The organism is Streptomyces sp. NPDC054842 (genome assembly GCF_053611025.1).
The window spans coordinates 18,891-33,943 of sequence record NZ_JBSGZN010000050.1 but is presented as its reverse complement, the minus strand read 5'-3'; the positions used below and the strand labels follow the sequence as shown (position 1 = coordinate 33,943).

Sequence of the window (15,053 nt, the reverse complement as noted above, 5' to 3'; positions counted from 1 at the left end):
ACCGGACAGAACAGTGACATCGGGTGACCCTCAGGTCACCCGGCGTCCGGCCCGTACACCTCGACCCTGTCCGAAACACGCCGGACGTGGATGCAGTCACCCGGGCACTCCTTCGCGGAGTCCGCGACATCGCGCAGCAGCGTCAGCGGCACGGGGGTTGTCGCGCCCGGCGCCTGGAGCAGCTCGTCGTCCGAGCTCTTCACGTAGGCCAGGCCGTCGATGTCCAGCTCGAAGACCTCGGGCGCGTACTGGGCACAGATGCCGTCACCGGTACAGAGATCCTGATCGATCCAGACCTCGAGCGCCTCGCCGTCGACTCCTGCCTCCTGCTGCACGGTCATTTCTCCTGCCGTTTCCTGCGTCGAGCGGTCCGAATCGCCGGCAAGTCGGGCCAGCTCTGACGGGTGTTGAACACTTCGACCCTACCTCCGTCCGCTTCCCAATCATGTTGGGTGGGTATTCCCCTGGCGTGAGGGAGAGCGCAAGGGTGAAGATCGGACACACCTCGACAGTCTTTGTGATCTAGGGGTTTCAATCGACACCCACCCAGGTAGGGTCTGGAAGCGTCCAGCTCCCCTTGGAGGAGGTGAGGACCGTGGCAGCCCACGACGACGACATGAACCGCGGCATCCGCCCGGGAAGAGGGTCCGATGACCCCGCCGGGCAGATTGCCTACCTTGAGCAGGAGATCGCCGTCCTGCGACGCAAGCTCGCCGACTCTCCGCGGCACACGAGGATTCTCGAAGAGCGGATCGTCGAGCTGCAGACCAACCTGGCCGGCGTGTCCGCGCAGAACGAGCGGCTCGCCAATACGCTCCGTGAGGCCCGCGACCAGATCGTGGCCCTCAAGGAGGAGGTCGACCGGCTGGCCCAGCCGCCGGCAGGCTTCGGTGTCTTCCTCACGGCGAACGAGGACGGCACGGCCGACATCTTCACCGGGGGCCGCAAGCTCCGGGTGAACGTCAGCCCGAGCGTGGAGCTCGAAGAGCTCCGACGCGGCCAGGAACTGATGCTGAACGAAGCCCTCAACGTGGTCGAGGCCATGGAGTACGAGAGCGTCGGCGACATCGTCACCCTCAAGGAGATCCTCGAGGACGGCGAACGCGCTCTGGTGGTCGGGCACACCGACGAGGAACGGGTGGTACGGCTCGCCGAGCCGCTGCTGGACGTCACCATCCGTCCCGGCGACGCCCTGCTGCTCGAACCCAGGTCCGGCTACGTCTACGAGGTCGTACCGAAGAGCGAGGTCGAGGAACTCGTCCTCGAAGAGGTCCCGGACATCGGCTACGAGCAGATCGGCGGCCTAGGAAACCAGATCGAACTGATCCGCGACGCGGTCGAGCTCCCGTACCTCTACCCCGACCTCTTCAAGGAGCACGAACTGCGGCCGCCCAAGGGCGTCCTGCTGTACGGGCCCCCCGGATGCGGCAAGACGCTCATTGCCAAAGCCGTCGCCAACTCGCTGGCCAAAAAGGTCGCCGAGGTGACCGGACAGGCCACCGGCAAGAGCTTCTTCCTGAACATCAAGGGCCCCGAGCTCCTCAACAAGTACGTCGGCGAGACCGAGCGGCAGATCCGCCTCGTCTTCCAGCGTGCCCGCGAGAAGGCCAGCGAGGGCACCCCCGTCATCGTCTTCTTCGACGAGATGGAGTCCCTCTTCCGCACCCGCGGCTCCGGTGTCAGCTCGGACGTGGAGAACACCATCGTCCCCCAGCTGCTCGCCGAGATCGACGGCGTGGAGGGCCTGGAGAACGTGGTCGTGATCGGCGCCTCGAACCGCGAGGACATGATCGACCCCGCGATCCTGCGCCCCGGCCGGCTCGACGTGAAGATCAAGATCGAGCGCCCGGACGCCCAGGCCGCGAAGGACATCTTCGCGAAGTACCTCACCTCGCGGCTCCCCCTGCACTCCGACGACCTCGGTGAGCACGGCGGAGACCGGGAGGCAACGGTCCACGGCATGATCCAGACCGCCGTGGAGCAGATGTACGCCGAATCCGAGGAGAACCGCTTCCTCGAGGTCACCTACGCCAACGGCGACAAGGAAGTCCTGTACTTCAAGGACTTCAATTCCGGCGCCATGATCGAAAACATCGTCGGCCGCGCGAAGAAGGCAGCCATCAAGGACTTCCTCGACGCGAACCAGAAGGGCCTACGGGTCTCCCACCTCCTCCAGGCATGCGTGGACGAGTTCAAGGAGAACGAGGACCTGCCGAACACCACCAACCCGGACGACTGGGCCCGCATCTCCGGCAAGAAGGGTGAAAGGATCGTCTACATCCGCACCCTCGTCACCGGAAAGCAGGGAGCGGACACCGGGCGCTCCATCGACACGGTGGCGAACACCGGTCAGTACCTGTAAAAGGCAGGGCGGCTGCGGGTGCCCTTCGCGGGTATCCGCAGCCGACTGCTTTTCAGCCCGGCCGGAGCAAGGCAATGACGCAAATGATCTCCCCACCAGCGCAAAGGCGTTCTAGGCTCTTTCGTACCGCCGAGTCGCGTGATGCGGGGACGGGCACCGCACACGCACCGGAGCACCAGCGGTACTTGAGCAGCGCCCCCGACCGAGGGCGCCGCCGGGCAAGGAGGGCCGCATGACCGTACGGCGAGTAATGGGCATTGAGACGGAGTACGGAATCTCCGTCCCCGGCCACCCCAACGCCAATGCCATGCTCACCTCATCCCAGATCGTCAACGCCTACGCGGCGGCGATGCACCGGGCGCGCCGCGCCCGGTGGGACTTCGAGGAGGAGAATCCGCTGCGGGACGCGCGAGGCTTCGACCTCGCCCGCGAGACCGCCGACTCCAGCCAGCTCACCGACGAGGACATCGGCCTGGCCAACGTCATCCTGACCAACGGCGCGCGGCTCTACGTGGACCACGCCCACCCCGAATACAGCGCCCCCGAGGTCACCAACCCGTGGGACGCCGTCCTGTGGGACAAGGCCGGCGAACGCATCATGGCCGAGGCCGCGGAACGCGCGGCGCAGCTGCCGGGCGCCCAGCCGATCCACCTCTACAAGAACAACACGGACAACAAGGGCGCCTCCTACGGCACGCACGAGAACTACCTGATGAAGCGGGAGACCCCCTTCTCGGACATCGTGCGGCACCTCACGCCCTTCTTCGTCTCCCGGCAGGTCGTCACCGGCGCCGGACGCGTCGGCATCGGCCAGGACGGCCACGAGCACGGCTTCCAGCTGAGCCAGCGCGCCGACTACTTCGAGGTCGAGGTGGGTCTGGAGACGACCCTCAAGCGGCCCATCATCAACACGCGCGACGAGCCGCACGCGGACGCGGAGAAATACCGCCGCCTGCACGTGATCATCGGCGACGCGAACCTGTCCGAGATCTCGACCTACCTCAAGCTCGGCACGACCGCCCTGGTCCTCTCAATGATCGAGGACGGCTTCATCGCCGTCGACCTCGCGGTCGACCAGCCCGTCCGCACGCTGCACCAGGTCTCGCACGACCCGACGCTCAAGCGACTGGTCACCCTCCGCAGCGGCCGGACACTCACCGCCGTACAGCTCCAGATGGAGTACTTCGAGCTGTCCCGCAAATACGTGGAGGAGCGCTTCGGCGCCGACGCGGACGACCAGACCAAGGACGTCCTGGCTCGCTGGGAGGACACCCTCAACCGCCTGGAGAACGACCCCATGAGCCTCTCCGGGGAGCTCGACTGGGTCGCCAAGCGGGAACTCATGGAGGGATACCGGCGCCGGGACGACCTCGACTGGGACGCCGCGCGGCTGCACCTGGTCGACCTCCAGTACGCCGACGTACGGCCCGACAAGGGCCTGTACAACCGTCTGGCGGCCCGGGGCAAGATGAAGCGCCTCCTGGATGAGACGGACGTCGAGCGGGCCCGCACCAAGCCTCCGGAGGACACCCGGGCGTACTTCCGCGGACGCTGCCTGGAGCAGTACGCGGACGACGTCGCCGCGGCCTCCTGGGACTCGGTGATCTTCGATCTGCCCGGCCGGGACTCGCTCCAGCGCGTCCCAACCCTGGAGCCGCTTCGCGGAACGCGTAATCACGTCAAGGAGCTCCTGGACCGCTGCCGTACCGCGGAAGACCTGGTCAGGGTTCTTTCGGGGCGCTGAGGGGGACAGTGTCCCCACCGGACCCGGCGGCTCCGGTGGGGTGGAAACAGGCGGCGTCCGGGAATCATCGAGATGGCTCCGGGACGTTGCAGCAACTGCGGGGCCGATGTCGGACCCTGCTTGTAGGGTCTGATCAAGAACGTCGAACCGAGCGGGGTGAGGGTTATGGCGACCAAGGACACCGGCGGCGGGCAGCAGAAGGCCACGCGTTCCACCGAGGAGGCCGAGGAGCAGACGCAGGAAGCGCAGGGCTCCGAGGACCTCAAGGAGCGCCAGGAGAAACTGAACGACGACGTGGACTCCGTCCTGGACGAAATCGATGATGTGCTCGAAGAGAATGCTGAGGATTTCGTGAGGTCATTCGTTCAGAAGGGCGGGGAGTAGGCGGCTTTGCCTTCGAAACGAAGGTGAGCGCGGGGGCTGGAGTTGACCGAGAGTCCGGAGTCGCGGCGGTGCTCGCGGTGCGAGCAGTACTTGCCGCGGGCGAGGTTCGCAAGCAACAGATCCATGCGTGACGGTCTCCAGGCGTACTGCCGGGAGTGCTCTGCCGAGTACTACCGGCAGCGCCAGGAGGCCAAGGGCAGGTCGGTGCGCGTCAAGGTGCCGGTGCCGAGGGGGCACAAGCGCTGCCCGCAGTGCACCGAGGTGAAGCCGCATTCGGAATGGGAACGCAACAAGTCCTCTTCGGATGGCTGGTCGAGCTACTGCCGGGAGTGCCGTGCCGAGCGCAACCGGATCAGCTACTTCCGTCGCAAGTACGGCCTGACTCCCGCCGAGTTGGAAGCAATGATCGCGCAGCAGCACGGCCTCTGCTGCATCTGCCTTGTAGCCCCGGCCGAGCATGTTGATCACTGCCACAGCACGGGTAGGGTCCGAGGCGTACTGTGCTTCAGCTGCAACGCCGCACTGGGGCAGTTCAAGGATCGGCCCGATGCCATAAGACGGGCTGCTGCTTACGTGGAAGGAAACGCGTGGAAGCCAACACTCGTAGCACCGGGCGTCTACCGGCTGCCTTCCTGACGCCTGGGTCGTCGTCCTTCATGGACTTCCTGTCCGAGCACCAGCCGGCCATGCTCCCGGGCAACCGGCAGCTGCCGCCCACCCAGGGCGTGATCGAGGCGCCGCACGGCACCACCATCGTCGCCGTCACGTTCCCCGGCGGCGTGGTCCTCGCCGGTGACCGGCGGGCCACCATGGGCAACGTCATCGCTCAGCGCGACATCGAGAAGGTCTTCCCGGCCGACGAGTACTCGGCGGTGGGCATCGCCGGCACCGCGGGTCTGGCCGTCGAGATGGTGAAGCTGTTCCAGCTGGAGCTGGAGCACTTCGAGAAGGTGGAGGGCGCCACGCTCTCCCTGGAGGGCAAGGCGAACCGGCTCTCCACGATGATCCGTTCCAACCTCGGCATGGCGATGCAGGGCCTCGCCGTCGTCCCGCTCTTCGCGGGCTACGACGTGGACCGCGAGCGCGGCCGCATCTTCTCCTACGACGTGACGGGCGGCCGCTCCGAGGAGCACGGCTACGCCGCCACGGGCTCCGGCTCGATCTTCGCGCGCGGCGCCATGAAGAAGCTGTACCGCGACGACCTGACCGAGGAGCAGGCCACGACCCTCGTCGTCCAGGCGCTGTACGACGCCGCCGACGACGACTCGGCGACAGGCGGTCCCGATGTCGCCCGCCGGATCTACCCGATCGTCACCGTGATCACCGACGAGGGATTCCGCAGGCTCACCGAGCCGGAGTCCTCCGAGATCGCCCGCGCGATCCTGGAGCGGCGCCTGGAGCAGCCCGACGGCCCGCGGGCCGCGCTGCTCTGACATCGCCCTCCGTTACCAAGGTGACCCTGTGACTTCGACAGAAAGGGACGGATAACCGGTGTCGACGCCGTTCTATGTCTCACCCCAGCAGGCGATGGCCGACCGGGCGGAGTACGCCCGCAAGGGCATCGCCCGTGGCCGCAGCCTGGTCGTGCTGCAGTACGCCGACGGCATCGTCTTCGTCGGCGAGAACCCCTCCCGTGCGCTGCACAAGTTCAGCGAGATCTACGACCGGATCGGTTTCGCCGCCGCCGGCAAGTACAACGAGTACGAGAACCTGCGGATCGGCGGTGTCCGGTACGCGGATCTGCGCGGGTACACGTACGACCGTGACGACGTGACCGCCCGTGGTCTCGCCAACGTGTACGCCCAGACGCTGGGCACGATCTTCTCCTCGGCGGCGGAGAAGCCGTACGAGGTGGAGCTGGTGGTCGCCGAGGTGGGGGACACCCCCGAGGGTGACCAGATCTACCGGCTGCCGCACGACGGGTCGATCGTGGACGAGCACGGCTCGGTCGCGGTCGGCGGGAACGCCGAGCAGATCAGCAGTTATCTGGACCAGCGCCACCAGGACGGCATGTCGCTGGCGGAGGCGCTCAAGCTGGCGGTGCAGTCCCTCTCGCGCGAGCCGAACGGCGGTGAGCGGGAGATCCCGGTGGAGCGTCTGGAGGTCGCGGTGCTGGACCGTACGCGGCCGCAGCAGCGCAAGTTCAAGCGGATCACCGGGCGTCAGCTCGGCCGTCTGCTGGAGGCGGGTGGCGCGTCCACCGCCACCGAGGCCGAGGACCCCGACGACGAGGAGTGACCTCGTCGGTGTCCTTCGCCGTACGTGCCCCGGCCGGTTCGGTCGGGGCACGTCGTGTCTCGGGCGCCGCTCCGGGGGCCGGGGCGGCGCCCTGCTCGGTGGCGGGGGCTCTCAGTGCGGGGGTGGGGCCGTGGAGCCCCGTACGACGAGTTCGACGGGGATGTCGCCCGCTTCGGGTGTGCGGCCCTCCAGGACGGCGAGGAGGGCCGCCATGCCACGTTCGCCGAACAGTTCGGCGTCCAGGCGCACGGTGGTCAGCTCGGGGTCGATGGCGGTGGCGAGTGCCAGGTCGTCGAGGCCGGTGACGGAGATGTCGTCGGGGACGCGGAGGCCGAGCCGGCGTACCGCCTTGTAGGCGCCCGCGGCGAGCTTGTCGTCGTCGCAGACGATCGCGGTGGGCCGCTGTCCGGGAGCGCTGAGGGCGGCTCCGGCGGCGGCGACGGCGCCTTCCATCGAGATGGGTGCCCGGGCGGTGTGGAGTTGTGTGCCGGGGACCTCGGCGAGTCGTGCGGCCAGTTCGCGTGCCCGGACCTCGAAGGTCCAGGAGGCGATGTCGGCGGCGAGGTGCAGGACGCGCCGGTGGCCGAGGGCGAGCAGGTGTTCGGCGATCTGCCGTACGCCGTCCGCGATGTCGAGGTTGACGGTGGCGGCGCCCAGGCTGCCCGCGGGGTCGCTGTCGAGCATGACGAGGGGCAGTTGGTCGCCGCGGATGACGGTGAGGGCGTCGGCGGCCATGGAGGAGGCGATGACGCCGTCCAGGGCGGCGGGGGCGGAGCCGAAGGGGTCGCGGGCGGGGCCGATGCCTTCGGGGGAGGGGTAGAGGACCACGCCGAAGCCGTGTTCGGCGGCGACCCGGGCGGCCCCGGTGTAGACGCCGGCGAAGAACTCGGTGGTGAGGGCGGGCACCACGAGGAGGACGGTCCTGGTGCGGCCGAGGCGGAGATTGCGGGCGGCGAGGTTGGGCCGGTAGCCGAGTTCGCGGGCGGCTTCCCTGACCCGGTCGGCCGTGGTCGCGGAGACGCGGCCGCGCCATTTGTCGCCGAGCACCAGGGAGACGGCCGCCTGGGACACCCCGGCGGCCTGGGCGACGTCCCGGCTCGTGGGGCGCGTGCTACCTGGTGCCACCGTCGACCTGTCTCTCTGCTGGACTCGCGGACTGGGCACATGGTACGTATGGGAGAGGGAGTTATACGTAAAACTTGAGGCGCGGACGGCCTCGGTGCTCGGGAGAGAAGGCGACATGGCCGCGGGATACCTGGAGATCCTCAGGGCGAGGCACGCCGCGCGGCTCCTCACCGGCACGCTGGTGGGGCGGCTGCCGAACGCCACCGCCGCGATCGCCGTCGTGCTCTTCATCCGCGCGGAGGGCGGCACGTACAGCCTGGCCGGGGCGCTGGCCGCGGTGTACGGGGTCGCCAACGCGGTGGGCCAGCCGCTGCTCGGCCGCCTCGTGGACCTGTACGGGCAGCCGCGCGTGCAGCTGCCCGCCGCGCTCGTCTCGGCCCTCGGGATGTCGGTGTTCGCCTTCGCGGGCACGGATCCGCTGCCCCTCGCGTACGCCTCCATGGCGGTCGCCGGTCTGTTCACGCCTCCGCTGGAGGGCGGCCTGCGGGCCCTGTGGCCGAGCGTCCTGCGCAAGGAGGAACAGGTGCACACGGCGTACGCCATGGACGCCGTCGCGCAGGAAATCATGTTCACCGTCGGGCCGTTGCTCGTGACCCTCTGCGTGTCGCTCTGGTCCGCGCAGGCCGCGCTGCTCGTCCTGAACGTCATCGGCGTCCTCGGCGCCCTCTCGGTGGTCCTCTCGCCGCCCTCGCGCGCGTGGCGTTCGGCGCCGCGCGAGGCACACTGGCTGGGTGCGCTGCGTTCGCCGGGGCTGCTGGCGCTGCTCGGTGCCTTCCTGTTCATCGGCATGGCCCTCGGCTCCATCACGGTGGCCGCGGTCTCCTACGCCGACGGCCACGGGGGCGACGCCGTGTACGGCTGGCTGATGGCGGCGCTGGGTCTCGGCGCGCTGGTCGGCGGCAGCGTGTACGGCGCGCGTCGGTGGGCGGGCGCGCCGGAGCGCCGACTGCGCGGGCTGGTGGCGCTGCTGGCCGTGTGTTACCTGCCGCTGATGCTGATGCCTGGCGCGGTCGCCATGACGGCGCTGACGGCCCTGTCGGGCGTGTTCCTCGCGCCGTGCATCGCCTGCGCGTTCATCATCGTCGACCGGCACGCCCCGCGCGGCACGGTGACCGAGGCGTTCTCCTGGCTGGTGACCACGTTCACGGTCGGCGCGTCGGTCGGAACGGGCGTCGCGGGACCGGTCGTCCAGTGGGGCGGAGCCTTCTGGGGCTTCGCCGTGCCGGGTGCCGCGGGAGCCGTGTCCTTGCTGGTCCTGTCGGTCACCGGGCGGGTCCTCGCAGCTCCCGCCGTGGGCGCGGTCGTTGCGGTCTCATCGGAAAATGATCCAAACCGTGCCGTCGAACCCCGTTTCAGCACAGGGGATCGGGCGTAATGTTCAGTCATGGACCGCCGCATTTTCGGGCTGGAGAACGAGTACGGCGTCACGTGTACGTTCAGGGGACAGCGGCGCCTGTCTCCCGACGAGGTGGCGCGGTACCTCTTCCGCCGTGTCGTGTCATGGGGCCGCAGCAGCAATGTCTTTCTGCGGAACGGTGCCCGCCTTTATCTCGACGTGGGATCACATCCGGAATACGCGACACCCGAATGTGACAACGTGACCGAGCTGGTCACCCACGACAAGGCCGGCGAGCGCATTCTCGAAGGACTCCTCGTCGACGCCGAACGCCGCCTGCACGAGGAAGGAATCGCGGGCGACGTCTATCTCTTCAAGAACAACACCGACTCGGCGGGCAACTCCTACGGGTGCCACGAGAACTACCTGGTGGCCCGGCACGGGGAGTTCTCCCGACTCGCGGACATTCTCATTCCGTTCCTCGTCACGCGGCAGCTGCTGTGCGGTGCCGGCAAGGTGCTGCAGACACCGCGCGGCGCCGTGTACTGCGTCAGCCAGCGTGCCGAGCACATCTGGGAGGGCGTCAGCTCCGCGACGACCCGCTCCCGGCCCATCATCAACACCCGCGACGAGCCGCACGCGGACGCGGAGCGCTACCGCAGGCTGCACGTCATCGTCGGCGACTCGAACATGTCCGAGACCACCATGCTCCTCAAGGTCGGTGCCACTGACCTCGTGCTGCGCATGATCGAGGCCGGCACGGTGATGCGCGACCTGACCCTGGAGAACCCGATCCGGGCGATCCGCGAGGTCAGCCACGACATCACGGGCCGTCGCAAGGTGCGGCTGGCCAGCGGCCGGGAGGCCTCCGCTCTCGATGTGCAGCGGGAGTACTTCGAGAAGGCCGTGGACTTCTGTGAGCGCCGCGGTATCCGCACCGGCACCGTCGAGCAGGTCCTGGAGCTGTGGGGCCGCACGCTGGACGCGATCGAGGCCGAGGACCTCGACCGGATCGGCACCGAGATCGACTGGGTCATGAAGTACAAGCTCATCGAGCGGTACCGGGCCAAGCACAACATGACGATGTCGCACCCGCGGGTCGCCCAGATAGACCTCGCCTACCACGACATCCACCGCCGCCGCGGGCTGTACTACCTGCTGGAGAAGAAGGGACAGGCCGCCCGGATCTGCAACGACCTGAAGATCTTCGAAGGCAAGTCGGTGCCGCCGCAGACCACGCGCGCGAGGCTGCGCGGTGACTTCATCCGGCGCGCCCAGGAGCAGCGCCGCGACTTCACCGTCGACTGGGTCCACCTCAAGCTCAACGACCAGGCGCAGCGCACCGTGCTGTGCAAGGACCCGTTCCGTTCCGTCGACGACCGTGTGGAGAAGCTGATCGCCGGCATGTGAGCCGGCGGCGTACCGCTCGATGAACGCCCGATGCCCGGTGGCTTTTGATGCCGCCGGGCATCGGGCGTTTTCCGTGTCCGCTCCCGACCCGGGGAGGGAGGGCGCGGGCGGGTGGAGGGGTGAGAGATGTCACGATGCCCCGAGAAGGGCGTAGCTGCCCGGAATGGTTGATTCCTGAACCCTCTCGCCCGGCGGCGATGACAAAAGGGGTGTTATCGCACACCCGGGGGTGAGGGTGTGCCCGGATTCGCTATCACGTACGAATGACCGTCCGCGAGCGACATGCCGTACCGCGGCCGATCCCGCTTTCGCCGTGCGGGCGTTCCCGGCGGAAATGCAGAAGACCCCGGCCGAGGCCCTTGTTTTACTGCGTCCACCGACATGGCCATGACCAGCCGGTCGGACACCAAACAGGGGGTACATCTTGCGCTGGGTCAGGACAAAGGGACGTGAGGCAGCCGTACTCACCACGGCGGGGGCCGTCGTCGCCACCGCGCTGGTGGGCATGACCGCCTCGCCCGCCGCGGCCTACTGCCGCTCCGGCATGACGAAGTGGAACAGCACCGCCAACTCCAAGACGATCGGCGCCAACACCACGTTCCCGAGCGGGCTGCGGAACGGGCTCAAGGGCGGGCTGCTGCAGTGGAACCGCAGCGGCTCCAACCTGCGCTACAACGCCCCGGCCTACACGTCCGGATGGCAGATCTACGCCTTCCGCGCCTCGTACGGCTACACCAGCCTCATGGGCTCCGCGCCCGGCTACGCGGCGGCCCAGCGGTCGGGCGGCACCCACAACGGCGGGACGCTCTACCTCTCCAACCGTTTCACCTGGGTCAACGCCAGCCAGGACATCGGCCGGAACAAGGCCGACGTCCAGACCGTCGTCGTGCACGAGGTCGGGCACTTCACCGGTCTCGCCCACCCGTGGCCCGCCCACTGCCCGGACGGCTCGGCCTACACGGACGCCGAGAAGAAGTCGGTGATGACGACCATCAACACCGGTACCCGGCGCGGGCTCAACAGCGACGACATAGCCGGCGTCAAAGCCATCTACTGACCGGGGGATTCAGACATGACCGCAGTACGCACAGCAAGGCCGCGCGCCCTCGCCCGCGCCTCCGCAGTTCTCGTCGTCCTCGTCCTCGGTGCCACCGCGTGCTCCACGGCCGCGGACTCCGGTGAGCGGGCGGCGGACGGCGGCAAGAAGAAGGTCCGCGTCGTCGAGGCGCATCCCTACGCCGTGGACAGCAGTCCCGCGGCGGCGATCGGCTTCCCGCAGAACGAGAACGTGTTCGAGGGGACGGTCGTCGAGCGGCGTGCCGACGTGCACGCCACCGACGTGCTCGACGACGGCTCGACGTTCGAGGTCGTCTACACGCCGGTGGTCGTCCGGGTGGACCGGGTCCACAAGGGCGGTCTGGAGAAGGGCGCCGAGGTCGTCGTCCGCTCGATGGGCGGCACGGCCGACGGGGTCCGCTACGAAGTCGAGGAGGCGCCGGCGAAGAAGACGTTCGCGGTCGGCACCTCCCTGGTCGTCTTCGGTACGGAGTACGCGGCCGTCGACTCCGAGACGGGCCCGGCCATGACGCCCAACTTCGTCTACCGCGCGTCCGGCGGCTCGGTCGTCGACGCCACCTACGCGAGCGGCGCGCACGACGGCGGCCCGGCCGCGCGGATGGACCGCGCCGAGTTCCGCGGCAAACTCCGCGCGCTGTCGGCCCGCTAGCCGACACGCGTGAGCGGACCGCCCTCGCGGGCGGTGCGCGTGGGGGTGAAGGTGCCCGGGTCGTCACCCGATCCGGGCACCCGCGCGTGTCGCGACAACCGTGCAGCCTTGTGCGTACGCCGTAGAGTGGCGGCCATTGCCCCGCCTCCGATCCCCAGTTGGACTGATGAACTACAACGTGAAGCGTCGCGCCGTCGCGCTGCTGGCCGTACCCGCCCTGCTGTTCACCGCCGCGTGCGGATCGGACGGTGACGACGGCGGTTCCTCCGGAGGCGTCGCCTCGGTGTCGGGGAAGGTCGGGCAGAAGCCCAAGATCTCCGTGCCCGACGAGGACCCGTCGAAGAAGACCGTGACCAAGACCGTGGTCAAGGGCGACGGGAAGGAGGTCAAGAAGTCGGACTTCGTCCGGCTGGACTGGACCGTCGAGAAGTGGGACGGCGCCAAGGAACTCGGCGGCACCTGGACCGCGGCGAGCACCGGCGGCACGCCGCGCCAGCAGGCCGTGGAGCGGATCGGCCAGCAGAGCCAGCAGCTGCCGGCCAAGGTGCTCGACGCCGTCGAGGGCGAGAAGCAGGGCAGCCGCGTCCTGGTGCAGGGCACCGCGGGCGACCTGATCGGCGAGAACCTCAACACGTCCTCCGGCATCGCCAAGAAGGACGTCCTCATCTGGGTGGTCGACGCGGTCGGTGCCGCCACCGTCGACCCCAAGGCAGAGGCCAAGGGCGAACAGGCCGCCTCCGAGCCGGGCATGCCGACGGTGAAGGCCCCGTCGCAGAAGCCGGCCGTCATCACCATCCCGAAGGACACCAAGCCTCCGAAGGACCTCAAGGAGCAGGTGCTCATCAAGGGCGACGGCCCGAAGGTCGAGGCCGGCCAGGGACTGATCGCGCAGTACACCGGCGTCAAGTGGGAGGACGGCAAGACGTTCGACTCCTCCTGGAACCACGGTGGCGCCACCGCCTTCCAGATCGGCACCGGCTCCGTGGTGCAGGGCTGGGACAAGGCGCTCGTCGGCAAGAACGTCGGCGACCGTGTCCTGATGGTCATCCCGCCCTCGCTCGCCTACGGCGGCAACCCGCAGAGCGAGCTGGCCAAGAACACCCTGGTCTTCGTAGTGGATATCCTCGGTACGGTCTGACCGCGGTGTCACTGACACCGTCCGGGACCATGCCGCGTATCAAGGAGCAATGAAGTGAGCATCGAGAAGCCCGAGATCGACTTCCCGGGCGGCGAGCCCCCGGCGGACCTCGAGATCAAGGACATCTGGGAGGGCGACGGACCGGTCGCCAAGGCCGGCGACACGGTCAAGGTCCACTACGTGGGCGTGGCCTTCTCCACCGGCGAGGAGTTCGACGCGTCCTGGAACCGCGGCACCCCGCTGCAGTTCCAGCTCGGTGTCGGCCAGGTCATCTCCGGCTGGGACCAGGGCGTCCAGGGCATGAAGGTCGGCGGCCGTCGCCAGCTGACCATCCCCGCGCACCTCGCGTACGGCGACCGCGGCGCCGGCGGCCGGATCGCCCCGGGCGAGACGCTGATCTTCGTCTGCGACCTCGTCTCGGTCTGAGCCGTCGTACGAACCGCACCCGGTCCGATCATCCCAGTATTCGGATCGCGGTCCGATCTTCGTACACCGTGTGATCGAAGTCCGACCGGACCCGATCACCTGGGCCCATGCCTGTCCGGCATGGGCCCTCGGCTTTTGCCGCGACACTCCGGAGCGGTACGGTCATCGGTCGGAAGCACCATAGGAAGGGCGTCGATGGCCATTGCCAAGGCCGAGCGGCTGATGAACCTGGCGCTGTGTCTGCTCGGGACGCGGCGGCCGCTCAGCAAGCGCGAGCTGCGCGAGTCCATCGAGGCCTACCTCGAAGCCGGGTCGGACGACTCCTTCAACCGCATGTTCGAGCGGGACAAGGACGACCTGCGCGAACTCGGCCTGGTCATCGAGACCGTCGAGAACCTCGACGGAGAGATCGGCTACCTGGCCCGCCGCGACAGCAACCGCCTGCCGCCCATCACCCTGGACGCCGAGGAGGCCGCCGCGCTGGGCCTCCTCGCCAAGGTCTGGCAGCAGGCCCGGCTGGCCGGCGCGGCGAGCGGCGCCCTGCAGAAGCTCCGCGCCGCCGGACTCCCCGAGGACGTCGACCCCTACGAGGCCCACGGCGCCCTCGAACCGCACATTCCCGTGCACGAGGCCGCCTTCGAACCGCTGATGCTGGCCTGCCGCGACCGGCGCCCGGTCGCCTTCGACTACCGCAAGGCCACCGCCGCCCGCCCCGAGCCCCGTACCGTCGAGCCGTGGGCCCTGGAGTGCTGGCGCGGCCACTGGTACCTGGCCGGCTGGGACCGCGACCGCGGCGCCGAGCGCGTCTTCCGGCTCTCGCGGATCACCGGCAAGGTGCGCACCCGCTCCGGGAAGTTCACCGCCGAGGTCCCGGACGTCGTCACCGTCCGCGTGACGGTGGCGAGCTGGGCCGGGGAGAACGCCGACCGCTCCGCCCTGATCCGGCTGCGCGCCGGCGCCGGCTACCCGCTGCGCGCCAAGGCCGTCTCCGTACGGGAACTCGGAGACGGGTGGGACGAGTTGGAGATTCCGTACGGGCACGGCCTGGACGCCTGGCTGGTGGAATTCGGGCCGGACGTCGTGGTCCTGGAGCCCGCGGAGCTGCGGGCCGACGTGGTGGACCGGCTGCGCGCCGTGGCCAAGGGCTGAGGGGACACGAAGAAC

At 68.8% G+C, this 15,053-nt stretch carries 16 protein-coding genes; 13 read left to right on the top strand and 3 right to left on the bottom strand.

What is annotated here, in order from left to right; translation table 11 throughout:
• Window positions 1–35: 35 nt before the first annotated feature.
• Complete coding sequence (locus ACWGIS_RS30045) at window positions 36–341, bottom strand: ferredoxin (RefSeq protein ID WP_453365612.1); 306 nt, start codon at window positions 339–341, stop codon at window positions 36–38.
• Between the two features lie 254 nt (window positions 342–595).
• On the opposite strand from ACWGIS_RS30045, the gene arc reads away from it, so the two are divergent.
• From arc to ACWGIS_RS30030, 3 genes are all read left to right on the top strand, one after another.
• Window positions 596–2,362 (top strand): proteasome ATPase, encoded by a 1,767-nt coding sequence (gene arc, locus ACWGIS_RS30040; RefSeq protein ID WP_121404178.1) that lies wholly within the window; start codon window positions 596–598, stop codon window positions 2,360–2,362.
• Between the two features lie 232 nt (window positions 2,363–2,594).
• Window positions 2,595–4,106, top strand: coding sequence for a depupylase/deamidase Dop (gene dop, locus ACWGIS_RS30035; protein ID WP_453365611.1), 1,512 nt, complete (start codon window positions 2,595–2,597; stop codon window positions 4,104–4,106).
• Between the two features lie 165 nt (window positions 4,107–4,271).
• Window positions 4,272–4,490, top strand: coding sequence for a ubiquitin-like protein Pup (locus tag ACWGIS_RS30030; RefSeq protein WP_453365610.1), 219 nt, complete (start codon window positions 4,272–4,274; stop codon window positions 4,488–4,490).
• Here the strand turns inward: ACWGIS_RS30030 and ACWGIS_RS30025 are convergent.
• Complete coding sequence (locus ACWGIS_RS30025; RefSeq protein WP_453365609.1) at window positions 4,472–4,615, bottom strand: hypothetical protein; 144 nt, start codon at window positions 4,613–4,615, stop codon at window positions 4,472–4,474. The two genes, ACWGIS_RS30030 and ACWGIS_RS30025, sit on opposite strands and share 19 nt — an antisense overlap.
• On the opposite strand from ACWGIS_RS30025, the gene ACWGIS_RS30020 reads away from it, so the two are divergent.
• From ACWGIS_RS30020 to prcA, 3 genes are read left to right on the top strand one after another with little or no spacing between them, the layout of a single operon-like run.
• Window positions 4,614–5,126: an endonuclease VII domain-containing protein gene (locus ACWGIS_RS30020; RefSeq protein ID WP_453365608.1), complete on the top strand. Its 513-nt coding sequence runs from the start codon at window positions 4,614–4,616 to the stop codon at window positions 5,124–5,126. The two genes, ACWGIS_RS30025 and ACWGIS_RS30020, sit on opposite strands and share 2 nt — an antisense overlap.
• The gene (prcB, locus tag ACWGIS_RS30015; protein WP_453365607.1) at window positions 5,078–5,923 is read left to right on the top strand and encodes a proteasome subunit beta; all 846 of its coding nucleotides are present in this window, start codon (window positions 5,078–5,080) and stop codon (window positions 5,921–5,923) included. The genes ACWGIS_RS30020 and prcB overlap by 49 nt, the downstream gene beginning before the upstream one ends.
• A gap of 58 nt (window positions 5,924–5,981) precedes the next feature.
• The gene (prcA, locus tag ACWGIS_RS30010) at window positions 5,982–6,728 is read left to right on the top strand and encodes a proteasome subunit alpha (protein WP_453365606.1); all 747 of its coding nucleotides are present in this window, start codon (window positions 5,982–5,984) and stop codon (window positions 6,726–6,728) included.
• Window positions 6,729–6,839: 111 nt separating this feature from the next.
• On the opposite strand, the gene ACWGIS_RS30005 is transcribed toward prcA, so the two are convergent.
• Entirely contained in the window at window positions 6,840–7,853 is a 1,014-nt protein-coding gene (locus tag ACWGIS_RS30005) for a LacI family DNA-binding transcriptional regulator (protein ID WP_453365605.1), read from the bottom strand.
• A gap of 115 nt (window positions 7,854–7,968) precedes the next feature.
• Between ACWGIS_RS30005 and ACWGIS_RS30000 the strand changes: the two genes are divergently transcribed.
• The 7 genes from ACWGIS_RS30000 to ACWGIS_RS29970 all read left to right on the top strand — a co-directional run bounded on the left by ACWGIS_RS30000 (window position 7,969) and on the right by ACWGIS_RS29970 (window position 15,038).
• Complete coding sequence (locus ACWGIS_RS30000; protein WP_453365604.1) at window positions 7,969–9,228, top strand: MFS transporter; 1,260 nt, start codon at window positions 7,969–7,971, stop codon at window positions 9,226–9,228.
• Between the two features lie 9 nt (window positions 9,229–9,237).
• Window positions 9,238–10,599 (top strand): Pup--protein ligase, encoded by a 1,362-nt coding sequence (pafA, locus tag ACWGIS_RS29995; protein ID WP_453365603.1) that lies wholly within the window; start codon window positions 9,238–9,240, stop codon window positions 10,597–10,599.
• Window positions 10,600–11,104: 505 nt separating this feature from the next.
• Window positions 11,105–11,656: a matrixin family metalloprotease gene (locus ACWGIS_RS29990; protein ID WP_453365602.1), complete on the top strand. Its 552-nt coding sequence runs from the start codon at window positions 11,105–11,107 to the stop codon at window positions 11,654–11,656.
• Window positions 11,657–11,671: 15 nt separating this feature from the next.
• Window positions 11,672–12,325 (top strand): hypothetical protein, encoded by a 654-nt coding sequence (locus ACWGIS_RS29985; RefSeq protein ID WP_453365601.1) that lies wholly within the window; start codon window positions 11,672–11,674, stop codon window positions 12,323–12,325.
• A gap of 166 nt (window positions 12,326–12,491) precedes the next feature.
• Window positions 12,492–13,463, top strand: a complete 972-nt coding sequence (locus ACWGIS_RS29980; RefSeq protein ID WP_453365600.1) for an FKBP-type peptidyl-prolyl cis-trans isomerase — start codon at window positions 12,492–12,494, stop codon at window positions 13,461–13,463.
• Between the two features lie 54 nt (window positions 13,464–13,517).
• On the top strand, window positions 13,518–13,889 hold the full coding sequence (locus ACWGIS_RS29975; protein WP_121404199.1) for an FKBP-type peptidyl-prolyl cis-trans isomerase: 372 nt from the start codon (window positions 13,518–13,520) through the stop codon (window positions 13,887–13,889).
• A gap of 195 nt (window positions 13,890–14,084) precedes the next feature.
• Window positions 14,085–15,038, top strand: coding sequence for a helix-turn-helix transcriptional regulator (locus ACWGIS_RS29970; RefSeq protein WP_453365599.1), 954 nt, complete (start codon window positions 14,085–14,087; stop codon window positions 15,036–15,038).
• The last annotated feature ends 15 nt before the right edge of the window (window positions 15,039–15,053 follow it).